The following is a 25,490-nucleotide window of genomic DNA, read 5'->3' on the forward strand; positions in this document are numbered from 1 at the left end:
GCACAGTATGGGGAGACGGGGAGAAGAGACAAAGAAGACCGATGACCGGATAGAGGCGCTCGATCGTGAGCTCTCCCGGCTTGGGATTAGGATCCGTGATGCTGACCAGCGGAAGGTCCTCGACGAGGTCTTTGATGAAGTCACCCTCCATGCACTATACAAACTCGCAAATAAAAAGGTGATCACCGCTGTCGGGGGATCTCTATCTACCGGAAAAGAGGCGAATGTCTTCTCTGCCGGATGCGGGGAGGGTAAAGACTGTGTCATCAAGATATACCGTATACGGACCGGGAACTTCAATGCAATGGGCGACTATATCCTCGGTGATCCGCGGTTTTCCAATATAAGGAAGACGAAGAAGGATATCATCTTTGCCTGGACAAAAAAGGAGTATTCGAACCTCTCCCGCGCAACCGAAGCCGGACTGCCAGTTCCTCTCCCGATTGCCTTTGATCGGAATATCCTGATCATGGAGTTCCTCGGTGAAGGCGGGATCCCCTATCCCCAGCTCAGGCTTGATCCCCCGGCAGATCCAGAGAGAGCATACGAGGAGATCCTTGATCTGATCACCCGTCTCTACCAGAAGGCACGGCTAATCCACGGGGACCTCTCAGAATACAATATCCTAAGCGGTGGTGATCGGCTCTGGCTGATCGATATGGGCCAGGCAGTGACACCGGATCACCCCTCTGCCCACCGGTTCCTCTTCAGGGACATCAAAAACATCAACAGGTATTTTGGGAACCGATGCACCATACTCGATGAACACGATATCCTCAAGGGGATCGTCGGTGAAGACTTCTTCACACCATAATCACAACAGAGAACCAGCTATGACAATGCAGGAACTGAAAGTGGCATCCGATCGGATCGGGGTCATTATTGGAAAAGGCGGTGCAACCCGCAAGGCAATCGAAGAGAAGGCCGAGGTTGCGATCACAATCGACAGCAATGAAGGACTCGTCACAATCGAGGGAGAGGATGCTCTCGGAGTCCTCAGGGCAACCGAGGTTATCCGGGCTCTTGGGCGCGGATTTTCTCCGGAACGTGCCTTCAGGCTCTTTGAGGATGAGGATATCCTCCTTGATATCATCGATCTCTCAAATGTTGCCGATACACCCCAGAAGATGAACCGGATCCGGGGACGGATCATCGGCCGTGACGGAAAGGCCCGTGGACAGATTGAAAATATGACCCAGACCTATATCTCGATCTATGGAAAGACCGTCGGGATCATCGGTCTCCCTGAGCCTGTCCAGACCGCACGCAAAGGGATCGAGATGCTTGTCGAGGGATCCGATCATGCCAATGTCTTCGCATTCCTTGACCGTAGGAAGAAAGAGGCGAAAGAAGATCTGATCAGTTACTATTACTGATCAGAATACATAACCGGTAGTACTATCACCATATCAGATAGCTGACAATCCCGGGCTGATAATGAAAAATAATGTGTTATTCCAGTTTATATCGGAAATAAAGCTTCCTGGAGAAGTTTTCTGGGAATTCCAAAATCCCATAATAAATCTTTTGATGTGATCGGTGTGCATAGAGAGGTTTCCAATGGAAATAAAGGGGTTGTGGAGCTTTCTCTTGAAACGCTTCCGATCCCGGACGGACTCAGGGATCAGTATTACGCAGCCGGGATCCGATCCCTCTATCCTCCCCAGATCACATGTGTTGATGAAGGGCTCTTCCTTGGGAGAAACCTGATCATCAGCATCCCGACAGCAAGCGGAAAGACCCTTGTTGCTGAGATGGCAATGCACCACCATATTGCTTCAGGCGGGAAATGCCTCTATGTCGTCCCGCTGAAGGCACTTGCGAGTGAAAAATATGACGATTTTTCTGGGAAAGGCGTAAAAATCGGGATTGCAACCGGGGACTTTGACAGGAAAGACGAACTCCTCGGAAGATCCGATATCATCGTCGCCACCTCGGAGAAGGTGGACTCGCTCCTCAGGAACAGGACGGGGTGGATCAGCTCAATCACACTCCTCGTTATCGATGAGATGCACTTAATCGGCGATGAAGGGCGGGGAGCAACCCTTGAGATGGTGATCGCAACGATGCGGAACCGGAATCAAAATCTCCAGGTAATCGGCCTCTCCGCAACAATCGGGAACCCGAAAGAGCTGGCAGGCTGGCTCTCCGCCGGGCTCGTCCAGTCTGACTGGCGACCGGTTGATCTCAGGGAGGGGGTCTATTACAAGGGATCCATCCGGTTTGACGGGAGCAAAAGGGAGGTTGCCTCCCTCAAAAAGGATGCAGATACCAATCTCTGCCTGGATACAATCCAGGAGGGGGGGCAGGCACTTGTCTTCGTATCGTCACGGAGGAATGCAGAAGGTGCAGCAAAGCGGATCGCCTCTGCTCTCGGGCTGGAGGAGCCCGCTTTAAACAGGATTGCAGATCAGATCCTCGAAAATGATGAGAGCGGGGTTGCACAGGCACTGGCACTCTGCATTAAAAAAGGGGCCGCCTTCCACCATGCGGGCCTCTCCCGGGACGCAAGAAAGCTTGTTGAGGAGGGGTTTAGGAAGGGTACGATACGGGTGATCGCCTCGACACCCACCCTTGCAGCCGGACTGAACCTTCCTGCACGTCGCGTGATAATCAACAGCCTCCACAGGTTCGTTCCCGGGGAAGGGCAGGTTGCAATTCCCGTCCGCGAATACCGGCAGATGGCAGGACGGGCGGGCCGCCCCGGACTCGACCCCTATGGCGAGGCAGTACTGATCGGGAAGAGCGAATCTGCTGTCAAAGAGCTTTTCAGGGAATTCATCTGCGCACCGGCAGAGGAGATCGACTCGCAATGCGCCAAAAAATCCGTACTTCTCTCCCGGATACTGGCACTGGTAGCCAGCAATGAAGCAACAGACAATGACGCAATCCTCTCTTTCTTCAGTGGGAGTTTCTATGCGTTCCGGCATCGGAATTTAAGTTACCTCACCCGGATATGCACCCGGGTCACCCGGGAGCTTGAGGAGATGGGAATGGTGGTCGATCTGGGGAGCCGGATCGAGGCAACGGTGTTTGGGGAACTCACCTCAAAGCTCTACCTTGATCCGAGATCCTCGGTGATGATCCAGACTGCATTCCATGAACGGGAGACGGTCACCCCCTTTGGTATCCTCCACCTCCTCTGCGCCACACCTGATATGTTTCGGCTCTTCCTTCGATCTGCAGACGAGGAGCTGATCGAGCATGTTATTGAAGAGCAGGGAGAGGAGATCCTGATAGGCGAAGGGGAACATCTCTTTTCATGGCTTGGATACGATGACTTTTATCAGGCGATCAAAACCGCAATCGTCCTCCAGGACTGGATAGGCGAGGTTTCTGTTGAGATGATCGCAGAGCGGTACTCGATTGGGCCCGGCGATATCCACGGTCTCGTTGATGGAATCGGATGGCTCGTCCATGGCGCCCGTGAGCTCTGCAGGCGCGAAATGCCGGCGCACCTCCAAATCATCGCCGATCTGGAGCTTCGGATCAGGCATGGTGTGAAAGAGGAGCTCCTCCCCTTAATCAGGCTCCGTGGAATCGGGCGTGTCCGTGCCCGATCCCTCTTCAACAGCGGATATACCACCCCTGGGGAAATAAGGGATGCAGGAGTCGAAAAGATTGCCCGGATCGTCGGGCAGAAAACCGCAGAGTCCATCATACAGGAGATACAGAACAAGGAAATTGGCAAAAGAAGTGGAAATCAATCAGGGAATCTGGAGAGCGGGGAGAAGAGAGAAAAGAAAAAGCGCCCCCGATATGACGGGAAAGTGAACGATGAAACCCGCCTGGATCGGGGCGATGCCTCTACAAGAAGGAAGAGCGGGCAGCAGAGGATATTGGATTTTTAGGAGAATTAAGAGGTTTGAAAGAGGTGATATGGATGGATAAACAGGAGAGGGATCTGATGGGGATGGATACAAAGAGGACAAAAATCGGGGAGGAAGAGGCATTATCAACCTCCTGCCGGGATTTTTCAGTGAGCATGGGCCGGATGGAGATCAGATCCGTTCCCGATCTCCTCTCAACAATCCGGGATATTGCCGGACAATCCCGCACCCGGATCGTCTGCTTGAACGCGGAGATGATGGCCGGCAGGAGGCATGCGGAAGAGGCGATCCGGCAGGCGATCCGTGCAGAAAAAGAGGGGACGATGACTGCAAGGAGCCTCGAGATGGAGGTGATGCTCTATGCATCCGGGCAGCGGCAGACGAGTCTTGCAATGAGGTTCGGGCTTCATGAAGGTGTAATGCCTGCATGGATTGGGATCATCCCAAATTCCACGATTGCCTGGGATCTGCTCCAGTCGCTCGCAACCCCGGTTCCGGATGAAGAGGGTATCCCGGAGAGCCGTATACCGGTACTCCAGGAGCTCTTTGGTATCACGGATGCTGAGATCAAAACGGTCGGAAAGGAGAGGATCGCTGATCTCGTGATCGAGCGGACCGCTCTGTTAAATATCCTAAAATAAGTTTTATTTTTGAAATAAACCATTTATCATGAGTTAAACAGATCTCTTCATCTGGGAGAGGCATGCGAGATGATATGCCGGATCTGGGGGATTATAATTTCCTGAAGCGCAAGCTTTACCGCTTTTGTCGATCCCGGAATGCAAAAGACTGCACGCCCCCCGATCACCCCGGCTGTCGCACGCGAGAGGATCACTGCTGATCCGATCTCTGCCACACTCTTCTGCCGGAAGACTTCGCCAAACCCATCCATCACCTTCTCAAAAGATGGAGCGACCGCTTCGATCGTCCGATCATCGGGTGTGAGGCCTGTGCCGCCGGTGAAGACGATACAGTTTGCCACAGAAAGCGCCTCATCAAGTACGTCTTGTATCACCTCGTCCTGATCCTGGACGATCCTGTACAGGGTGACCGGGATCTCAGCGGCCGAAAAGAGCTCCTGTGCAGTTTTACCGGAGATGTCATCCTCTTTTCTCCGGGTTGTTGAGACGGTGATCACTGCTGCTGTAATCCCCACCTCTCTCTCATGATGACTGCTCATACCAGAGAATGGATCGCATGGGGTTATCTGATCTTCGATTCGAGGAGAAGAGAAAAGGATCGCTGTGTGTTATCTGGATATCCGGAAAAATTGAGCCATGAGAATCAGGAAGAAGTCACATAGGAACTATAGAAATAGAGAAGGAGTTTGTCTGTTTGTATTGGAACACAGATGGTGATTCTGAGCTCTTATTATTCGTACGGATTTTTAATGGAAGTATGTTTCTAACCAAAGTTCCAGTGGAAGCAAAGGGGTGCACGCGCATCAGGTCTGGTTTTCCATATGTCTGACATACATCGAATATAACGAATATAAACAGACTTCTAGGGGAAATAATCCAGATTATCTAATTTTTTAATAGAGATATCAGATGATGATAAAGAGGAGAGTATTGGAGAGAGTATCATGGTATACAGATCAGGAGGGAGGGGTACCCCTTTGTTTCCACTGGAGGGAAAAGGGGAGGGATAGAGGATAGATGGGGTGATTGGATAGATGGTTTGAAGATTGTTTATTTCATTACAATTATTCTTTTTTGATTTTAATATATTATTTTTATTTTTGATGTTAATTTTAGTAAGATTATACTGGTTTAATTTCAATATATTATTTTTATTTTTGATGTTATTTTTAGTATAATTATACTGGTTTAATTTCAATATATTATTTTTATTTGTGATATTATTTTAGTATAATTATACTGGTTTAATTTCAAAATATTATTATTTTGGTATATTAGTTTGGTTTTGATATATCGGTTTTTAGAAGTTACTTAAGTATATTTATATAGTATAAGTTACTAATGAAAAAATGGCTTCTTCTGTTATTTTGATATTAGTCAATCTTCATACCACAAAAAATCCCACAACTGAAAAACCACTCCGGTATTTCAAGATCACATTACCAGCAAAACAAAAAAAACAATCAAACCTCTTCATCACAACCTCCTTTCATCATTAAATATCTCCCAGTATCCCCCAACATCCCCAAAAAAACTCCAGTCGAAACCAGAGGGAGGGGGGACCCGCCTCTCATGTTCCCCTATAAAACCCCCCTATTCTCCTCTCTCTCCAAAAAAAAACTCATTAAAACGGTTGAATTCTTTTCAAAGAACAAATTCACCTCCCCTCCATAGGAAAAAACAACAAGTGGATAATTCATTGTTCGTAATATAACTGAAGAGCAATATAGCGATAACAGGACCCATATGCTTCTCCAGTCGAAATGAAGGGGTTAGCTGATCATGAAGATCCCACGTTCTCCCGTTCTCTCTTTCCTCTCCCTTTGAATCAATATGAATCAGATACTCCCACCAGTCTCTCCTGATTGCTTCCGTATCTGCTTCAGTTCATCTATTCTCCGGGTTTTTTTGATTATCTTTCTATCTCCCCTCTGATCGTTTTATCCAATGTCATATTTCATACAATAATTTCTGTCACATAAACATCCTATCCATCAGTTCATAGTACAATCGATACGATATCTCCAATGGAAATAGTGGGGTTTATTATCCAGAAGAGAATGATATATGCACGGTCTGGAGGAGTCCCGAGATGATCGAAAATGAGAGAAGTGATTATGAGTGACAGATGAAATGAACACATCAATGGGTCTTTTTAAAAAATACCTGGTGAACAACAAAATTTTCAGGAATCGTGAGATACTCAGGCACAGCTATCGTCCACAGACACTTCCCCACAGAACACCCCAGATCGATTCGATTGCAGCTGTTCTCGCCCCTTCGCTCCATAATGAAACTCCCTCCAATATACTGATATATGGTAAAACCGGAACCGGAAAGACAGCATCGGTCCGGTACGTGGGGGCCGAGCTCGAGAATGCCGGCGGCCACCTCAATACCACCTGCCGGGTTGTTCACTTAAACTGCGAGGTGATCGATACCCAGTACCGTGTCCTTGCCCAGATTGCAAAGCTCGTCGAGAATGTGGATGCGATGAGTTCTGATAGAACCAGAACCCATATCCCCATGACCGGATGGCCGACTGATCAGGTCTATGCCGAACTGAAGAATATTCTGGAAAATTCCGGAGGAGTCCTCGTCATCATACTGGATGAGATCGATAAGCTCGTCAAGAAGAGTGGAGACGAGACCCTCTATAACCTCACCAGGATCAATTCCGATCTCGAACGCTCAAAGGTCTGCATCATCGGTATCTCAAATGATCTCAGGTTCACCGACTTCCTCGATCCACGGGTTCTCTCCTCCCTTTCAGAGGAAGAGATCGTCTTCCCTCCATATAACGCCCCACAACTCGTCGATATTCTGAAACAGCGTGCAGATGAGGCATTTGTGCCGGGTGCGCTCCATGAAGGCGTTATTCCTCTCTGTGCAGCTCTTGCCGCGCAGGAGCATGGCGATGCCCGCCGTGCACTGGATCTCCTCCGAGTATCGGGAGAACTGGCTGATCGGGAGAGTGCTGATGCTGTCACCGAAAAGCATGTACGGTGGGCCCAGGAGAAGATCGAAACCGACAGCATGGTAGAATGTATCTCCACGCTCCCCACACAGAGCAAAGTTGTACTCTATGCAATGCTCCTTCTTCACCGTATCAACCAGAAGATCTTCACAAGCGGGGAAGTGATGCGGTTGTACCGGGAAGTCACCCGTGAACTCTCACTTGAGACCCTTACCCACCGGCGTGTAACCGATCTCATCAGTGAATTAAATATGCTTGGTGTCATATCTACACGTGTCATATCCAGGGGACGATATGGAAGAACAAAGGAGATATCCTTTGATGTCACGACAGACCGCATCTGGGATGTCATCATGAAGGATCCCCGGCTCGTCGAACATAATATTTCCAGGTTTAATGAAGAGCAGGCTGGCAAACTCTTTAGGTGAATATTGTTATGGATGCAAAAGACAGGGAGATCCTGAGGGTCCTGGAATCCGATTCACGAATCGGCCATGAGGACCTTGGAACGATGTTGAATCTGTCAAAAGCAGAGATCATCAAACGTATCTCTGCGATGGAGAAGACCGGGGTCATCAGGAAATATACCGCCGTTATAGACTGGAAGAAGGCAGGCGACGATGGCGTAACAGCTGTTGTTGAGGTGAAAGTCAGTCCGGAAAGCGAGTTTGGGTATGACAGGATCGCTGACCGTGTTGCCAGGTTCCCTGAGGTGAAGTCCCTTCGCCTCGTCACCGGCAGCTATGATCTCCAGCTGATCGTCTGTGGCAGGACGATGCAGGAAGTTTCAGAATTTGTATCCGGGCAGATCGCCTCTCTTGAGAGTATCCGTGAGACGGTGACCCATATTGTTATGAAGACGTACAAGGAGTATGGCTGTGAATTACAGAGAAGTGAAGGGGTCGAGCGGCTCCCATATAGTTTCTGAGAGGAGACTGTCAGACACGAGGAAGCGGTACGTCTCAGAGCGGGCAGAGATGATCCCCCCCTCCGGCATACGGAAGTTCTTCGATCTCCTGCTCACAATGAATGATGTGATCTCGCTCGGTGTAGGTGAGCCGGACTTCAATACGCCCTGGAACGTCTCTGTTGCCGGGATCGACTCGGTTGAGCGGGGCGCAACGGCATACACCTCAAATAAGGGCTTAGAAGAGCTCCGTGACCTGATCTCATCATACCTTATCTCCCGGTACGGGACGAGCTATGATCCCCAGAACGAGATCATCATCACCGGAGGAGTATCCGAGGGGCTTGATCTTGCCGTCAGGACGGTCGTTGATCCCGGTGACGAGGTTCTCGTTGCAGATCCCTGCTATGTCTCCTATAGCCCCTGTGTGACACTTGCAGGCGGGATCCCAATCACCCTCCCTTGCCCTGCAGAAGATGAGTTCCGGATCACTCCCGATACGCTGATGGAGAAGATCACCAGGAAGACGAAGCTTCTGATGATGAACTTCCCAAACAATCCAACGGGCGGGGTGATGAAACAGGGTGATCTCGAAGCGATTGCAGATATCCTCGTTGATCACGATCTCCTCCTCCTCTCGGATGAGATCTATTCAGAACTTACCTATGAAGGGAGGCATGTCTCTCCGGCATCGATCGACTCCCTCTGGGAGCGGACGATCACGTTAAACGGTTTCTCAAAGGCGTACTCGATGACCGGCTGGCGTGTCGGGTACTTCTGCGCCCCCCCCGAGATCACAGCCGCGGCCCTGAAGATCCATCAGTACGTGATGCTCTGTGCGCCCACGATGTCCCAGTACGCAGCAGTCGAAGCACTGAAGCATGCCGAAGAAGCAAAAGACAGGATGGTAGCAGAATTCCGGATGAGGAGGAACCTCTTTGTAGCGGGTTTAAACAGGATCGGACTTCCCTGCCACCTCCCAAAAGGTGCCTTCTATGCTTTCCCCTCGATCGAATCCACCGGCCTCTCTGATGAAGATTTTGCCGAGCGGCTTCTGGTCGAACATCAGGTTGCGGTTGCCCCGGGCAGTGCATTCGGCCCCTCAGGAATAGGGCATATCAGGTGCGCCTATGCGGTTTCAAGAGAGGATCTTGACGAAGCTGTGAAGAGAATAGGGGAGTTCATCGACTCACTCTAAAGACCTTCTTTCTCCCCCCGGATACCCGGAACAACTCATTTTTTCCTCCTCCCTCTTTCTGACAGGCATAATGATTTGGATCGCAGGTATAATTGGATTAGAGATCCAATGAGAAACTATGCTCGCCGAGCAGGAGATCATCGCCAGGTTCTGTGAGGCCGGCCATCTGGTCGATCCGGCTGTCGTCAGTTACCTGCGGGAACGCGGTGATCCGGCTCTTATTTTTGGTATTCTTGCGGGCATCAGGGAGGACTGCGCCGTTGTCCTACCCTCCCATATCCCCTCGCTTGCACCAAAACGCGATGGCGTCCGGTTTACTGCCGATCCGCTCCTTGAGGTGATCGAGGGGATGGAAGGATCTGCCGGACCACTGCGGCAGATCGAGGATTACGTCTCTCTCTTCAGGAGCAGGTATGATACTCTTGGGGCACTTATCAGGAAACGCTCAGGCTCCATCCCCATCGAAGCGCTGACCCACTCATCCCGGTTCCGTGACAGCGAGGTGACCATCGTAGGCATCGTCATTGATGTAAAGACCACTGCAAAAGGGCACCGGATTCTTGAACTGGAAGATCCGACAGGAACGATTCCTGTCCTCTTCAATAATGGACGGGATGGTTTTTCTGAAGCCGAGAGGATCGTTCCGGATGAGGTGATCGGTATCCGTGGAAAACCAGCTCCGGAAGGAAAACTCTTCTATGCAGAACAGCTCTTCCGTCCGGATGTTCCAATCCAGCATGCACCGTACACCCCGAAAAACTCCGGAAAGGTGGCGCTCATCTCGGATATCCATATCGGGTCTGATACTTTTCTCCAGGAACCATGGGAGCGGTTCTGTGACTGGATCTCCGCAGCGGACGATATCAGCTACCTCCTTGTGGCAGGAGATCTGGTTGACGGGATCGGGATCTACCCGGGACAGGAGAAAGAGCTGACAATACCCAATATCTACGAGCAATATGACCGGCTCGGCGAGATGCTCTCGACCCTCCCCTCATCACTTGGGATCGTCCTTGCGCCCGGAAACCACGATGTGGTACGGGGTGCAGAGCCCCAGCCCGTGATCCCATCCGAGTTCCGGTCAACCTATCCAAAGAACTGCACGTTTGTTGAGAATCCCGCAGTTGTCTCGATCCATGGCGCCAGGGTGCTGATGTACCATGGCAGGAGCATCGACGATCTGATCGGGATGATTCCGGGCGCACGGTATGAGGCCCCATCCGAGATGATGGAGGCGATGCTGAAACGGCGGCATCTTGCACCGACGTACGGGCGGAGAACCCCGATTCTTGCAACCGAACGGGATCGTCTCCTAATCGACACAGTCCCTGAGATCCTCCATACCGGGCATGTTCATATCACCGGCATCTCAAGATACCGGGGCGTACTTGCCGTGAATGCCGGTGCCTGGCAATCCCAGACGGCCTTTCAGAAGCAGATGAACATCAACCCGACACCCGGCCAGGCGGTGATCGTCGATCTGGAGAGAATGGAGCCACAGATCTATGATTTCCTCTCCTGATTCGGGGTTTTTTTTATCGTATTTTCTTTTCTTCGATCCAAACATGCTATCCGGCCAATAGTGCTTTGCGCTACTGACTGATACGGTATAAATAGCAGTATGTACAAAGAGACAATGTTCCATGAAGCTGTATCACCTGCTGTATCTCTGCCTGATCATCGCGGTCACAATCCTCATCCTCCCATCGCCGTTTCAGTCAGGTTTCGAATCAGTGGCTGCATCAACCTTCTCCCTTGCCGGAGACAGCCTCACAAGGATGAACCAGGAGGAGATGGCGGTCTCTTCATATTCATATGCTCTTGGATTTGATGAGAATAATACCGAACTCATACAGAAGAAGGGTGAATGCCTGTACAGGAAAGGGGATTTTATGGAAGCCGCGGAGGTGTATTCTCTTGCAGCCGAACTCGATCCAAATAACCCGGCCTACCCGATCGGCAAAGGTAGAGCCCTCCTGATGGCAGGTGATCAGGATGGTGCCGAAGCCTGCTTCACCGATGCCCTCACACGGAATCCAGATGATCCGGATGCCCTCAGGACACGGGCGATCACCCTCCTCTCGCAGGGCCGGTACATGGAGGCGATCGCCGATCTCGATACCCTGGTTGCTGCATATCCGGAGAATGCAGAAGCCCGGATGTACCGGGGCGATGCATACCTCTACATCACGATGCAGCATGATGCCGATATGAGATCAATGAAAGGTGCAGATCAGATCCTCATTTCAGGCGGTGAGCATGCACGGCTTGCATCGACTGCCTATCAGAAAGCATCAGAGGATTATATGAAAGCAATGGAGCTGAACCCGCTCCTGACCCCTATAATAACTACACGGATGATGTCCCAGTACCAGACCCAGGTTGAAACATTCGGGATGATACTGGAAACGCTCTGAACTCTTTTTATCACGCCTCCATCTCTTCGCGCGCCGTGTGAACTCCCCGAAAAAGAGTTCGTTGATAGACGTATTTCATCAAAGTATTTCCATATGATATATAAGGTTCTCGTTCCTTCTTGTATGGAAGGAATTCCAAATAACATTGGAGGTACCTAAACTATGGATCTTGTCTATCTAGCACCTGTTGCTGCCCTTATCGCCCTTGTATTTGCAGGGTTCTCCTTCATCTCAGTGAAGAAAGAGGGTACAGGAACAGAGAAGATGCAGAAGATCGCAGCCGCCATCCATCTCGGCGCAATGGTCTATCTGAACCGCCAGTACCGTGCAATTGCAGTATTTGTCGTTGTACTGGCGATTGTTTTGGCAGTTGGAATATCACCTCTCACCGCAGCATGTTTCGTCCTCGGTGCCATCCTCTCTGCAACCGCCGGATACATCGGTATGTACACGGCAACCGCAGCAAACGTGAGGACCACTAATGCAGCACGCCGCGGTATTGCAGAGGCATTCAGGGTTTCGTTCTCAAGTGGCTCTGTTATGGGCATGGCTGTTGTAGGCCTTGGTCTTTTTGGACTCTCTCTCGCCTACCTTGCCCTCTCTGCAATGGGTATCCCTCAGGAGACGGTTCTCTCTACTGTGACGGGCTTTGGTCTTGGCGCTTCCTCGATTGCGCTCTTTGCCCGTGTCGGCGGTGGCATCTTTACAAAAGCTGCTGATGTCGGTGCTGACCTCGTCGGTAAGGTCGAGGCAGGCATCCCCGAGGATGACCCGAGAAACCCTGCCGTCATCGCAGACAATGTTGGTGACAATGTCGGTGATGTGGCCGGTATGGGTGCAGACCTGTATGAAAGCTACGTCGGATCGATCATCGCAGCAATGGTCCTTGGTATCACCGCGGTCAAGACCGAGATGTATGCAGGACTCGACCCGATGCAGCTCATCCTCCTCCCGATGATGATCGCCGCACTTGGTATCTTTTCTGCAATCATCGGATCGTTCTTTGTCAGGACAAACAAGACCGAGTCAAGCGCTATTCACATGGCCTTCAATAAAGGTCTGATCGTTGCAATCGTCCTCGTTGTGCTGGCAACCTACTTCCTTGTCACAACCCTGATCGGAGCAGAGTATGTCGGTATCTTCTATGCCGCAGTCGCCGGTCTGATCGCAGGATTTGCAATCGGTCTCATCACCGAGTATTACACATCCTATGACAGGGCACCGACACTCTCGATTGCCAAGGCCGCCCAGACCGGTCCCGCAACGACCATCATCAGCGGATTTGCAAAGGGCATGGAATCGACCATCTTCCCGGTCTTCTTTGTTGCAATCGCAATTGTCATCTCCTACCAGTTTGCAGGCCTCTATGGTATTGCAATCGCCGCAGTCGGTATGCTCTCGACGCTTGGAATCTCCCTTGCAGTTGATGCATACGGCCCGGTCGCTGACAATGCAGGTGGTATTGCCGAGATGTCACACCAGGATCCAAAGGTCAGAACAATCACCGACACCCTCGATGCAGTCGGCAACACCACTGCCGCAATCGGCAAGGGCTTTGCTATCGGTTCAGCCGCTCTGACCGCACTGGCGCTCTTCTCGGCATACACGCTGGCAGTAGGGCTTCAGGTCATCGATGTCACCAACCCGATGGTCTTCGTCGGTATGCTCATCGGTGCCATGCTTCCGTTCCTCTTCTGCGCACTCACCATGACCGCAGTAGGAAAGGCAGCATATGAGATTGTTATTGAGGTCCGCCGCCAGTTCAAGGAGATCCCCGGACTGATGGAGGAGAAGGCCGATCCGGATTATGCATCCTGTATCGCAATCTCCACATCTTCCGCACTCCGTGAGATGATTGCGCCTGGCATCCTTGCCGTTGCAGCACCGCTCCTTGTTGGTTTCTTCCTCGGCCCCTCGGCACTTGGTGGTCTCCTCGCAGGATCGCTTGTCTCAGGGTTCGTACTCGCAATCACCATGGCAAATGCCGGTGGTGCCTGGGACAATGCAAAGAAATTCATTGAACAGGGCAACTATGGTGGAAAAGGATCAGATGCCCACAAGGCAGCTGTCGTCGGTGATACCGTCGGCGATCCCTTCAAGGACACCTCAGGTCCCGCCATCAACATCCTGCTGAAGCTGATGTCGATGGTGGCACTCGTCTTTGCCCCGCTCCTCATCCTCGTCTGAGGATGAAGAAGATATCCTTTTTTTAACTCAGCTTATTTTATAAAAGACCTAAGACCTCTTCGCTGCGAAAATGTTCGCAGTTATCGCCATTTATAAAGGTTGAAAAGACAGTATCTTCAGTACCAGGATGTGACGTATATGAAGAAACTACTCATTCCTCTCCTTCTCATTCTCTTCATCGGCCTCTCCGCCTCAGCAGGCTGCATGATGGCAGATTCCGAATCCCAGTCTGCACCGATGGCGGCCGAGTCGGTTGTTGTCTATGACAGGAACACAGCAGTTGAGTCCCAGGTACTCTATTCTGATCAAAAGGTGATCAGGGATGGCTGGATCCGGATCCAGTCAAAAGATGCGAGGGTCGCCTCTGAAGAGATTACTGCAATCGCACAACGCTACAATGGCCGGATACAATCACTCTCCCTCACCTCGGGCGGTATGATGGATGGCCGCGAGCAATTCTCTGCACATATTGTTCTCAGGGTGCCTTCAGATTCATTTGAAGCTGTTATGCAGGAGATTGAATCTGTCGGCACCCTCACCCAACGGGAGGTACAAAGCCGGGATGTCACTGCGGAATACACCGATCTCCATGCAGAAAAACGGGCTTTAGAGAACCAGGTGAACCACCTTACCGATATCCTTGGAAAAGCCGAAACCGTTGAAGAGATCCTGAAGGTTCAGTCGGCGATTGACTCTGCGCAACAAAACCTTGACCGGGTGACGGGTAGGCTGAAGCTGCTTGAGTCGCAGATCGATGAAGCGACCATCACTGTAACGGTTCGGGAAGGGGAGCCGATCGGGATCGATTCAGGGTTCTCGATTACCAGTATTCTAAACACCGGCATTGCAGCGTTTCTCTTTATGATCGGGATCATCATTGTGGCTGTCTTTGCACTTCTACCGCTTGTAGTAATCGGCGGGATCGCCTGGTATATCGTGAAGCGAGGAAAAAGTTAAAATTGGGCAGAGACTCTCTCTGTTTCTATATTTTTATAACCCGGAGTGCCATCCGCATCTCAAGTGAGAGATCAAAATTTTTCACCGAATGAGTGAGCCAGCCTGAAGAGACGAGATCGATCTCGCAGCCTGCATATGATCCGGCATTTGCCGGGGTTATGCCGCCTGAGATCTCAATCGCTACACGCTCACGAAGGCCTGCGTCCTTGAGGATCAACAACGCCTTATTAATAGAATCGGAATCCATATTGTCGAGCAGAAGGATATCTGCCCCTGCTTTTGCCGCAGTACACGCATCTTCGGCTGTTTCAACCTCGACCTCGATAACCCTGTATCGTGAGATGCTGCGTGCACGCCGGATTGCCTCTTCTATCCCGACGACGGCGAGGTGGTTGTCTTTTATAAGAACTGCATCGGAGAGGGAATTTCGGTGGGGATCCCCTCCGCCGAGGATAATTGCTTTTTTATCGTAAAAACGAAGACCGGGTGCAGTCTTTCTGGTTCCGGCAATCCGTGCTCCTGGAATCACTGAATCAATTAAGGCTGCGAATCTTTTAGTGGCTGTCGCGATCCCAGACATCCTCCCCATGAGATTCAGCACTGTCCGCTCGGCAAGCAGGATTCCATGGACCGGTCCTGAGATCTCAAGGATATGCTGGCCTGGATCGACCCAGTCGCCATCTTTTGTCAGGGACCGGCCCTCTGCTCCGCATTCGGCAAAGAGGAACAGCGCCTCCTCGATCCCAGCGATGATCCCGGTCTCACGGGCAAGGATAACAGCTCTTCCCTCTATATCCGGCACAATTGACCCTGTTGTGATATCGCCAAAGGGTGCATCTTCTGCAAGAAACCGGCGGAGTGATTCATGCGGGATCATGCTGTTATCTCCGGATTCCGATCATCGCTTCGACCGCTTTTCTGGCTGGAACTGCGATCTCATCAGGAATCACCACTTCATACACCCCGTCCCGAAGTGTTCTGAGGAGATCCTCAATGGTTGTCTTCTTCATATCCTTGCAGATTGCATTTGGATCGACATGGAAGTGCCGGTTGGGATGGAGTTTTCGAAGCCGGTACCCCATATCCCGCTCGGTGCAGATAAACCACTCGTCACAGTCGCAGGCATGCTGCACCATGCCGCCGGTCGATGCAATCAGATCAGAGTCTGACTGAATCCCTGGGGGGCATTCGGGATGGCAGACGACCCGCCACCCTTTCGCCTTCGCCTCCCGGATCTGATCCTCGGTAAAAGCAGTATGGACATAGCAGTGCCCTTCTGCGGGAAGCGGGATGATACGCTTCTCTTGAACCTGTCCCTGCACAAAGGAGGCAAGATTGGCATCAGGCCCAAAGAGGATCATATCTGCATCAAGTGATTTTACAACATCGGCTGCGTTTGCTGAAGTGCAGGTGATATCAGCAGCGGCTTTTACCTCCGCACTTGAGTTTACATAGACGACAACGGCTGCACCGGGGTACTTCTCTCGTGCTTCATGAATCATCTCCGGAGTGAGGAAGTCGGAGAGCGGGCACCCGGCATCAGGTACAGGGAGCAGGACCGTCTTTTCCGGAGAGAGGAGTTTTGCAGTCTCTGCCATGAACCGGACACCGCAGACAACCAGTACCGGCTCTTCCGCCTCTTTTGCTTTCACCGCGAGTTCAAGGCTGTCGCCGACGATATCTGCAACATCCTGGATCTCTCCAGGCTGATAGTTATGGGCAAGGATGAGGGCGTTTCTCGCAACTTTTAACTGTTGTATTTCTTCCTTGATCGTCATGTTCCGATCACCAGCGGGTTATCGAGATTCTTTAAAAGCGAGAGGATCGAGAGGGCGGCAAGGTAGCTTGTAGCAGGATTATCGGGGCTTGGAACATTTCTCACCCGGATATATGCATCGCCAAACTCACCTTCGATGAAGATCTCATGAGTGTTTCGGTCAGCTTCAGGATCAACCCAGAGTTCAACATCAACCTCACGCCCTGCAGCAAGGGTGAGTGCTTCTGAGACATTCGTGTTCTTTGGATAGTTCCTGATACATTCGTTGGCTTTTCCCGAGAAGATCATCATCGGTTTTTCAGCATCAATATTGAGCGATTTGGGGCTTTTTGTTGTCCTGAGAAGGAAAGTGGAGATCCCGGATATCTGTCCGACTTTGATGTTGTCAAGCCCCATCACCGCACCGGAGGGAATATAGATCTTCTTTCCCTTCTCTTTTGCGGAGGCGACAAGCATCTCGCAGAATCCTGAATCAGAGAGTGCACCCACACTCATCACTACAAAATCACGCCCTGAAAGGAGGATCCTCTCTCCGTACTCCTGCGCGGCTGCAACCGATGCCGCCTCGACGACAATATCAAAATCAGCTGATAAAAATGCATTAAAATCTGTGAACGGGAGGGCACCGGATGCGGCCGCAAGTTCATCCGCCCTGCCCTCGATCTGGTCAAAGACTGCAATAATCGAGAAACCATTCTGGTTTTTTGCGATGATATGGCCGATATTCCCGCAACCAAGCAGCCCGATCCTGATCATTGCTAGTGATATTGCTTTCTGCCGGTATAAACGGTTCTGATCATGAATACTCCGGTACGTACCTTTCGGGATTCACAAACCCTTCATGGTTCCAGGTCCCGCTCAATGCAGCCGTTTCTTCTGGAAATACAGCTATTCTCTCTGTATTATTCTTTGGTTTTCCCCTTCATTTCAATTTGGTTCTCCTTCTCCCTCTTCTTCTGCAGTTTCCTTGCTTCCTTCTTCTTCTTTTTATCTTCTTTCTCCCTTTTCTTCTGCAGTTTCCTTGCTTCTTTCTTCTTCTTTTTATCTTCCTTCTCCCTTTTCTTCTGCAGTTTCCTTGCTTCTTTCTTCTTCTTTTTATCTTCCTTCTCCCTTTTCTTCTGCAGTTTCCTTGCTTCTTTCTTCTTCTTTTTATCTTCCTTCTCCTCTTCTCCTGCCTCCCTTTCTATATCTCCTTTTCCTGCATGGATCATGATCAGCATCATCTTGAACCGTCCGATCGGCTGTACCGCATGGGGTATATCTGCTGGCATGATGATCATATTGCCCTCCCTGAGATAGTGGGGGGTTTTGGCGATGGTGATCTCAGCCTCACCATCAAGGGCATAGGCAAGGGCATCAAAAGGAGCGGTATGTTCGGAGAGTCCCTGTCCCTTATCAAAGGCAAAGAGGGTGACGGTTCCCTCTTTGCTCATGATCAGTGTCCGGCTGGCGATTGTATTCTCCTGGTAGATGATCATGTCACGCGGCATAATCGTTACTCCGATGATCGATTCATTCTCTGATCTGGGCATATAGAATGGATGGGTGTGCCACAGTATGAACCTTATGGCATAAAGCCAAACGTGTATCTAATCTGCCATTTGAGGCTATATTATTGGATAATTGCAAATCAACAATCAGAGAAGAGTGTAATTTGTATTTTCATGCATTTCGTGGGCGAAGCTCAGATCAATTATTTAAAGGTATGCTCTAAATATCCTCACAAAACTTTCTGATCATGAAATAGGGCATTTTTATAATTTATTGGATTCATTTTAAGAAATATGGGATCATAGTATTATAGTGAGTTGAAATTTTTATGGAATTATCATCCCGCATCACAGAAGAAGAGTACAGCGATATAGATCAGAATGCACCCCAGTGGAAAGACTGGAGATGGCAGATCGCCCATACAGTTCGCGATCTTGATACTGTTGAGAAGGTGCTTGGGATTACTTTTTCGCCACAGGAGCGGCAGGAGCTCGAGGAGACGATTCAAAAATTTCCACTGGCGGCAACCCCTTATTACCTCTCGCTGATCAAAGTGGAGGAGTATGCCCAGGATCCTGTCTTTCTCCAGGCGATCCCATCACCGGATGAGCTGATCATCGAAGACTGCGATCTGGAAGATCCGCTTGCAGAGGACAGTGACAGCCCGGTCCCCGGGATCACACACCGCTATCCCGACCGGGTCCTTTTTCTGGTCTCAAATGTCTGTGCGATGTACTGCCGCCACTGCACGCGGAAGAGGCGTGTCGGCGATCGTGATCGTATACCCACCTGGGAGGAGATGGAGGCAGGGATTGCCTATATCCGTGAGCATCCCGAGATCCGGGACGTCCTCCTCTCCGGCGGTGATCCCCTGATGCTCCCGGACGAGCTGATAGACCGGATTCTGACCGAACTTAGGATGATACCGCATGTCGAAGTGATCAGGATCGGGAGCAGAACCCCGGTCGTCCTCCCGTTTAGGATCACTGACAAACTCGTTTCTGTCCTGAAGAAACACCAGCCGATCTGGCTGAATACCCACTTCAACCATCCGCAGGAGATCACCCCGACCGCCGAGCGGGCACTGGCGAAGCTCGCTGATGCCGGGATTCCGCTCGGAAACCAGTCAGTTCTCCTTGCCGGAGTAAACGACTGCCCGAGGATCATGAAAGCACTTGTCCAGAAGCTCGTCAAAAACCGGGTCAGGCCATACTACCTCTACCAGTGCGATCTCTCAGAAGGTCTCTCACATTTCAGGACACCGGTCGGCAAGGGGATCGAGATCATCGAGAACTTAATCGGGCATACCAGCGGATTTGCCGTTCCCACCTATGTGATAGATGCACCCGGAGGCGGCGGGAAAATTCCGGTGATGCCGACGTACCTTATATCATATTCGACCAATAAGGTGATACTCAGGAATTATGAAGGCGTGATCACAACCTACCGGGAGCCGGATCACTATACCACAATCTTCTGCGATAGGAACTGCAAAGAATGCTCGCTCCAGCTGAACCTGAAGGGTGGGGAAGAGCAGCATGTTGTTGGTATCGCACGGCTTCTCTCGGATTATGATGAGGCAACGGCGCTTGTTCCTGTAGACTCTGAACGGATGGCACGGAGAGATGACGAAGAGGAGTGATACAGTCATCAGGGTCGGGGCGAGCATCATCCAGCATGGGCACCACAACAACCGGATATATCTGCTGCGGCTCGATCCAGGAGACTGCGACGATGTACTTGAATGGATCGAGGAGACCATCGAAAAGGAAAGGTATACCAAGGTTTTTGCAAAGGTATCTGCACAATCAGCACCAGCATTCCTGAAGTCCGGCTATGCCGTTGAGGCTGAGATCCCCGGATTCTATCTGGATGGGACAGCCTGCTTCTTTATGGGAAAATATATCGATCCCGGCAGGCAGCAGTATAACAGGATGGGTGTATCAGAAACCCTTGAGATCTCGTGGCAGCGTGCAGGAACAGGCCATCCATCTTTGCAGGAAGGATGTACAATCAGGGAGGCATCTGAATCCGATGCACAATCGCTTGCAGAGATCTATGCTTCGGTCTTTCCGACGTACCCGTTTCCGATTGATGATCCAGATTATATATCAGATGCGATTGTGAGCGGTGATGTCAGGTTCTTTCTCTTCTATGACGGGGATGAGATCGTAGCGGCATCGTCAGCCGAACTGGATAACACTTCAAAAACGGTCGAGATGACCGATTTTGCCACCCTCCCCTCAGCTCGGGGTGCAGGTGCTGCCGGTGCCCTCCTTGCCACTATGGAAGAAACAGTTCTAAAGGACGGCTTTCACCTCGCCTACACCATATGCAGGGGTGAAGAGCCTGCGGTGAATATCCTCTTTGCACGGGGAGGGTACCGGTATGCAGGCACCCTCCCAAACAACACCCAGATCGGGGGCGGTTTTGAGAGCATGAATGTCTGGTATAAGCCTCTTTCTTCCGGATTTACGTAGTATTTACCAGTTCCATCCCATCTTCAAGGGTTGTGAGCATATCTTTGACATATGACTCATTTGAGAGTCCGATCAGATCCATTGCACTGGTGAAGATCTCTATCAGCTCATTTACGAGTTCACAGAGCCAGTTGACAAACTGCGCCATCGAATCGGTGGTTCCAAGGGGGGCAGCCGGGTACTCCGCTGCCGAGGCGATCCCGGATCCGATGAGGAAGAAGATGAGGATAATAAAAAGGATCGTGGTGAACTGATTCATACATGATTGATGTATCTGTCTGATATGATAATCTATCCGTTCTCATCGGCCACAATATTCAGTATATGAATAGTATTATCATAACTTAGATCCTCAACTAGAATTAATGGCAGATGCTGACCCAAAATCCTCTCCTATTAGCATCCTTTATGTCGATGATAACCCAGGGCTCCTTGAGACATGCAGGCTTTATCTTGAGGAGGATCAGGATTTCACCGTAACCACTCTTGAGAGTGCAATGGATGCTATTGATCTCCTCAGAACACAATCGTTTGATGCGATCGTTGCTGATTATGATATGCCGGAGATGGATGGTATCGCTCTTCTAAAACAGCTTAAAAAGGACGGTAATACCACTCCATTCATCATATTTACCGGGAAAGGGCGGGAGGAGGTGGTTATAGAAGCGCTCAACTGCGGTGCAGATTTCTATATACAGAAGGGTGGAGAGCCAGCCCTCCTTTTTCGTGATCTCTCAAGGAAAGTAAGGTATGCTGTTGCAAAAATGAGGAGCGAGATTGCACTGAAAGAGAGCGAAGAACGGTACCGGAGGATCTCCGAGAATGCAAATATCGGCCTTTTTCAGATTGTATTGACCCCGTCACGTGAATGTGTTATACGATATATGAGTGACCGGATGGCTGATCTGACCGGACTATCCCTTGAAGAGATGTATACTAACCCAAAGGTTCTCATAGATAAGGCTCTTCCGGAGTATCAGGATACCATCATCAGGGCGTTCTTTTCACCTGCTGAAAATCTTGAATTTTTTAATCAGGCTCTCCTCTATAATGGAAATTGTGGTGAGCGATGGATGGAGATCCGTGCCAGCCCGTCTCTTGAGAAGAATGGGACAATAGTTTGGGACGGGGTTTTCACTGATATTGATCCCCTGAAAAGAGCTGAAGAAGAACTGCGTAAAAGTGAAGAGCGGTACCGTGCAGTTGTCGAGACCCAGACCGAGTTAATCTGCCGTTTCCTTCCTGACGGTACGCATCTGTTTGTAAATGATGCATACTGCCGTTACTTCAGTCTTGATCGTGAATCAATCATAGGAAACCGGTTTATGCCGATGATCCATCCCGATGATAGTGACAGGGTAACAAAATTCCTCTCCTCCCTGACAAAGAACGATCCGACCGGATCAATCGATCAGCGGATCATTATGCCTGATGACAAAGTGCTCTGGCAGCGATGGAATACCAGGGCAATCTTTGATGAAGATGGGCAGATCATTGAATACCAGTCTGTAGGGAGGGATACGACCTATGAGAAAGAGACTGAAGAGCTCCTGGCAGGGAATGCAGAACGTGCGAAGCGCCAGCGGAAGGCAATAGCAGATCTTGCCCTTGATGCTGCAATCCTCTCCGGTGATATGGAGGCTGCCCTGGGAAAGATCATGAAAACTGTATCAGAGACGCTTGAAACTGAACGGGTAGGTGCCTGGGTATTCTCAAAAAAAGGGTCTCTTCTTCGATGCCTCTCCCTGTATGATGCTAAAGAGAAGAGACAGAACAATGGGATAACTCTGAAGACCGATGAATATCCGCGTTATTTTGATACTCTCAGGAGAAAGCACAGGCTCTGCGTTGAGGATGCCTCCTCGGATTCGAGGGTCAGTGAACTGAAGGATGACTACCTTGCTCCTATGGGAATTTCTTCCATGCTTGATGTTGGTATTCTGAAGGAAGGCAGGATGATCGGCATCCTCTGTCTTGAAGATACAGGAGCCCCGCGGAGATGGCATGCGGATGAGGAGGGGTTTGCCAATATTGCAGCATCTCTCATCGCACAGCTTTTTGAAGGTGCTGAACGTAGGCAGGCAGAAGAGGCTCTCCGGGAGAGCGAGGAGCGTTTCAGGAGCCTGGCAGAGCATGCCGGGGATATTCTCTATCGTATCGATCTGCTGCCGGATATCCATTTTACTTATGTGAATCCTGCAATAGAAGAGATATCGGGATATACACCGCAGGAGTTCTATAATGATCCGGGGCTTGCAACGAGGATCATTCACCCAGATGATCGCTATCTCATTGGTTCGGTCATATCTGCGGGGTCATTCGGCCAGCCCCTTCCCCTCCGCTGGATACGCAAAGACCGCGGGGTGATCTGGATCGAAGAGCGGAATGTTCCCATATATGATGATAAAAGCACGCTTATTGCTATCGAAGGGATTGCTCGGGATATCACCGCAATCAGGCAGGCTGAGGAGGAGGCGCTTCTTGAGACCGATACGCGGTATCGGTCACTCTTTTCATCCATACATGAGGGCTATGCCCATCTGAGGGTGGTAACAGATTCGGATGGAACACCGAAGGACTACCGTATCGTTGAGGTGAACCAGACCATGGAGATGATCATCGGCCTTTCCGGTGAGGAGGCTATCGGCAACACTCTCCTTGAAGTACTCCCGGAAATCGAATCCGACTGGTTCGAAAGGTTCCATGCAACCGCACTTTCAGGCGAGCCGCAGGTGGTTGAATACCATCATCCCGGGCTAAATAGCGATTATGAGGTACTGGTATACAGCCCGAAACGAGGGGAATGCGCTCTTCTTTTCCATGATATCACCGAAAAGAAGAAGCGGGAGAAAGAGACGAAACAATCACTCAGGGAAAAGGAGATCCTTTTAAAAGAGATTCATCACCGTGTCAAGAACAATATGCAGGTGATCTCAAGTCTTCTCATGCTCCAGAGAGAGAACATACCTGATCCGCGTATGCGTGAACTCTTCAGGGAGAGCGAGAACCGTGTCTTCTCAATCGCGCTCGTTCATGAAAAACTGTACAGATCAGATAATCTCTCACGGATTCACTATGGTGAGTATCTCGAGATGATCGGGGATCATATACTTGCATCACGGGATATCAGCTCCGAGAGGATCACCCTTGAGATCCATGCACAGGATATCTATCTCCCTATTGATAAGGCCGTTCCGCTCAGCCTGATTACTAACGAGCTGCTCACAAATTCCTTAAAGCATGCCTTCCCCGATGGGAGGAAGGGCACAATCAGGATTGAACTCCAGAGTATGGGAAGGGATATCCTGTACCGGTTTGCCGATGACGGGATCGGGTTTCCAGCTGAAATTGATTTTTGGAATACCACAACCCTTGGAATGGAGCTCGTGAACAACCTTGTCATGCAGCTGATGGGTACCATCTCGCTGTATCGCGACGGGGGAACCAGATTTGAGATACTCTTTCCCCTAAAAACCAATGGAGAGGATGAAGAATGAATGAAACAACCATAATGATCGTTGAGGATGAAGCCGTTACTGCAATGGCATTGAAGAGAAGCCTGACGAATATGGGTTACTCCGTCTGCGGAGTTTTTCCAACCGGGGAACAGGCGGTCCAGAAGGCAGCCGAACTCAAACCTGATCTGATCCTGATGGATATCAAGCTTGCAGGAAAGATGACCGGCATCAATGCAGCTGCGGAGATCCGGGCAACAAGCACTGTCCCTGTCATCTACCTGACTGCATTCTCAGATGATCGGGTGGTGAATGCAGCAAAAATAACAGGTCCTTTTGGCTATATCCTGAAGCCTGTCAGGGAACAGGAACTGAAGACCACCATCGAGACGGCACTGTACAGGCATGCGATGGATATGAATCTCAGGGAGCACCAGGAGACGATCCGTGTACTCCTGAATGCAACGCCGGATATGCACTTCCTCATGGATACCGACAAAAAGATCCTCATGGTCAACCAGGCTCTTGCCAGGAGGGCTGGTAAAACTGTGAAAGAGCTTGTCGGATCCGATGCCTACGATCTGGTTTCCTCGGGATGCCTCTCACCGAAGATGGCGGGACATACAATACAACAGGGGCAGACCCGACGGGAGGTGTTCGTCGAGCAGTTTTCCGACCGTTGGTACGATATCGGGATCAATCCTATTGCCAGTCCGCAAGGAGGGATAACAAAATATGCGGTTCATATCCATGATATCACCAGGATCAAGGTGATGGAAGAGAGGCTCCGGCAGAATGAAGAATTTTTCAAATCAATAATCGATGATGTGGCAGATGTGATCGTCATCTTAAATGATGACGGAACACTCAGGCAAAAAAGCCCTTCACTGAATCGTTATCTTGGATATTCAGAAGATAATAATCCTGGAAAGAGACTGTGGAATTATATCCATGACGACAGCCTTGATGCGGTAGAAAAACTCCTAACCGATATCGGGAAAAACCCGCTTGGTGTTCAGCCCTTCTCTCTCACCTTCAAATCAGCTGAAGGAAGACCGGTATATATACGGGGAATCCTCAGTGATCATTCAGATGATCCTGATTATCTCTTTGAGGGGCTTGTTATGACCGGATGGGTGAGAAAAGAGCAGAAATAGTTCGATCAGGAAGGCT

General features: G+C 50.3%; 22 protein-coding genes. 15 read left to right on the plus strand and 7 right to left on the minus strand.

Annotation, left to right across the window (positions count from 1 at the left end; all coding sequences use genetic code 11):
* Positions 1-7: 7 nt before the first annotated feature.
* From FTO68_RS00755 to cgi121, 4 genes are all read left to right on the plus strand, one after another.
* A complete protein-coding gene (locus FTO68_RS00755; protein ID WP_255331440.1) occupies positions 8-814 on the plus strand; it encodes a serine protein kinase RIO in 807 nt (268 codons plus the stop codon).
* 19 nt (positions 815-833) lie between these two features.
* Positions 834-1,376 carry a KH domain-containing protein gene (locus tag FTO68_RS00760; RefSeq protein WP_255331441.1) on the plus strand — a complete coding sequence of 181 codons (543 nt, stop codon included), beginning with the start codon at positions 834-836 and terminating at the stop codon, positions 1,374-1,376.
* A gap of 165 nt (positions 1,377-1,541) precedes the next feature.
* Positions 1,542-3,851 (plus strand): ATP-dependent DNA helicase, encoded by a 2,310-nt coding sequence (locus tag FTO68_RS00765; RefSeq protein WP_255331442.1) that lies wholly within the window; start codon positions 1,542-1,544, stop codon positions 3,849-3,851.
* Between the two features lie 32 nt (positions 3,852-3,883).
* Positions 3,884-4,471, plus strand: a complete 588-nt coding sequence (gene cgi121 / locus FTO68_RS00770) for a KEOPS complex subunit Cgi121 (RefSeq protein ID WP_255331443.1) — start codon at positions 3,884-3,886, stop codon at positions 4,469-4,471.
* Between the two features lie 47 nt (positions 4,472-4,518).
* On the opposite strand, the gene FTO68_RS00775 is transcribed toward cgi121, so the two are convergent.
* Together FTO68_RS00775 and FTO68_RS00780 are read right to left on the minus strand one after the other, a co-directional pair.
* Positions 4,519-5,010: a MogA/MoaB family molybdenum cofactor biosynthesis protein gene (locus tag FTO68_RS00775; RefSeq protein ID WP_255331444.1), complete on the minus strand. Its 492-nt coding sequence runs from the start codon at positions 5,008-5,010 to the stop codon at positions 4,519-4,521.
* Positions 5,011-5,333: 323 nt separating this feature from the next.
* A complete protein-coding gene (locus tag FTO68_RS00780) occupies positions 5,334-5,669 on the minus strand; it encodes a hypothetical protein (RefSeq protein WP_255331445.1) in 336 nt (111 codons plus the stop codon).
* A 923-nt stretch (positions 5,670-6,592) separates the two neighbouring features.
* Between FTO68_RS00780 and FTO68_RS00785 the strand changes: the two genes are divergently transcribed.
* The 7 genes from FTO68_RS00785 to FTO68_RS00815 all read left to right on the plus strand — a co-directional run bounded on the left by FTO68_RS00785 (position 6,593) and on the right by FTO68_RS00815 (position 15,114).
* Positions 6,593-7,876, plus strand: a complete 1,284-nt coding sequence (locus FTO68_RS00785) for an ORC1-type DNA replication protein (RefSeq protein WP_438362289.1) — start codon at positions 6,593-6,595, stop codon at positions 7,874-7,876.
* Positions 7,877-7,884: 8 nt separating this feature from the next.
* The gene (locus tag FTO68_RS00790; protein WP_255331447.1) at positions 7,885-8,376 is read left to right on the plus strand and encodes an Lrp/AsnC family transcriptional regulator; all 492 of its coding nucleotides are present in this window, start codon (positions 7,885-7,887) and stop codon (positions 8,374-8,376) included.
* Positions 8,377-8,425: 49 nt separating this feature from the next.
* Positions 8,426-9,553, plus strand: coding sequence for an aminotransferase class I/II-fold pyridoxal phosphate-dependent enzyme (locus tag FTO68_RS00795; RefSeq protein WP_255331468.1), 1,128 nt, complete (start codon positions 8,426-8,428; stop codon positions 9,551-9,553).
* A 118-nt stretch (positions 9,554-9,671) separates the two neighbouring features.
* Positions 9,672-11,075 carry a DNA-directed DNA polymerase II small subunit gene (locus FTO68_RS00800; RefSeq protein ID WP_255331448.1) on the plus strand — a complete coding sequence of 468 codons (1,404 nt, stop codon included), beginning with the start codon at positions 9,672-9,674 and terminating at the stop codon, positions 11,073-11,075.
* A 121-nt stretch (positions 11,076-11,196) separates the two neighbouring features.
* Positions 11,197-11,970, plus strand: coding sequence for a tetratricopeptide repeat protein (locus tag FTO68_RS00805; protein WP_255331449.1), 774 nt, complete (start codon positions 11,197-11,199; stop codon positions 11,968-11,970).
* Between the two features lie 162 nt (positions 11,971-12,132).
* Positions 12,133-14,157 (plus strand): sodium-translocating pyrophosphatase, encoded by a 2,025-nt coding sequence (locus FTO68_RS00810; RefSeq protein WP_255331450.1) that lies wholly within the window; start codon positions 12,133-12,135, stop codon positions 14,155-14,157.
* Positions 14,158-14,295: 138 nt separating this feature from the next.
* Positions 14,296-15,114 (plus strand): DUF4349 domain-containing protein, encoded by an 819-nt coding sequence (locus FTO68_RS00815; RefSeq protein WP_255331451.1) that lies wholly within the window; start codon positions 14,296-14,298, stop codon positions 15,112-15,114.
* Between the two features lie 25 nt (positions 15,115-15,139).
* On the opposite strand, the gene nadC is transcribed toward FTO68_RS00815, so the two are convergent.
* The 4 genes from nadC to FTO68_RS11910 form a co-directional block, all read right to left on the minus strand.
* Positions 15,140-15,991 (minus strand): carboxylating nicotinate-nucleotide diphosphorylase, encoded by an 852-nt coding sequence (gene nadC / locus FTO68_RS00820; protein WP_255331452.1) that lies wholly within the window; start codon positions 15,989-15,991, stop codon positions 15,140-15,142.
* 4 nt (positions 15,992-15,995) lie between these two features.
* Positions 15,996-16,892 (minus strand): quinolinate synthase NadA, encoded by an 897-nt coding sequence (nadA, locus tag FTO68_RS00825; protein ID WP_255331453.1) that lies wholly within the window; start codon positions 16,890-16,892, stop codon positions 15,996-15,998.
* The gene (gene nadX / locus FTO68_RS00830) at positions 16,889-17,647 is read right to left on the minus strand and encodes an aspartate dehydrogenase (RefSeq protein ID WP_255331454.1); all 759 of its coding nucleotides are present in this window, start codon (positions 17,645-17,647) and stop codon (positions 16,889-16,891) included. The genes nadA and nadX overlap by 4 nt, the downstream gene beginning before the upstream one ends.
* 146 nt (positions 17,648-17,793) lie before the next feature.
* Complete coding sequence (locus tag FTO68_RS11910; protein ID WP_255331455.1) at positions 17,794-18,423, minus strand: cupin domain-containing protein; 630 nt, start codon at positions 18,421-18,423, stop codon at positions 17,794-17,796.
* A gap of 287 nt (positions 18,424-18,710) precedes the next feature.
* Here FTO68_RS11910 and kamA point away from each other — a divergent pair, with 287 nt between their 5' ends.
* Positions 18,711-20,024: a lysine 2,3-aminomutase gene (kamA, locus tag FTO68_RS00840; RefSeq protein WP_255331456.1), complete on the plus strand. Its 1,314-nt coding sequence runs from the start codon at positions 18,711-18,713 to the stop codon at positions 20,022-20,024.
* On the plus strand, positions 20,008-20,862 hold the full coding sequence (ablB, locus tag FTO68_RS00845; RefSeq protein WP_255331457.1) for a putative beta-lysine N-acetyltransferase: 855 nt from the start codon (positions 20,008-20,010) through the stop codon (positions 20,860-20,862). The genes kamA and ablB overlap by 17 nt, the downstream gene beginning before the upstream one ends.
* Here the strand turns inward: ablB and FTO68_RS00850 are convergent.
* Positions 20,855-21,121, minus strand: coding sequence for a hypothetical protein (locus FTO68_RS00850; protein WP_255331458.1), 267 nt, complete (start codon positions 21,119-21,121; stop codon positions 20,855-20,857). The two genes, ablB and FTO68_RS00850, sit on opposite strands and share 8 nt — an antisense overlap.
* A 106-nt stretch (positions 21,122-21,227) precedes the next feature.
* Between FTO68_RS00850 and FTO68_RS00855 the strand changes: the two genes are divergently transcribed.
* Positions 21,228-24,359 (plus strand): PAS domain S-box protein, encoded by a 3,132-nt coding sequence (locus FTO68_RS00855; protein ID WP_255331459.1) that lies wholly within the window; start codon positions 21,228-21,230, stop codon positions 24,357-24,359.
* A complete protein-coding gene (locus FTO68_RS00860; protein ID WP_255331460.1) occupies positions 24,356-25,474 on the plus strand; it encodes a response regulator in 1,119 nt (372 codons plus the stop codon). Before FTO68_RS00855 ends, FTO68_RS00860 begins: the two co-directional genes overlap by 4 nt.
* The last annotated feature ends 16 nt before the right edge of the window (positions 25,475-25,490 follow it).

Source organism: Methanocalculus taiwanensis (assembly GCF_024372745.1).
Taxonomy (GTDB): Archaea; Halobacteriota; Methanomicrobia; order Methanomicrobiales; family Methanocorpusculaceae; genus Methanocalculus; species Methanocalculus taiwanensis.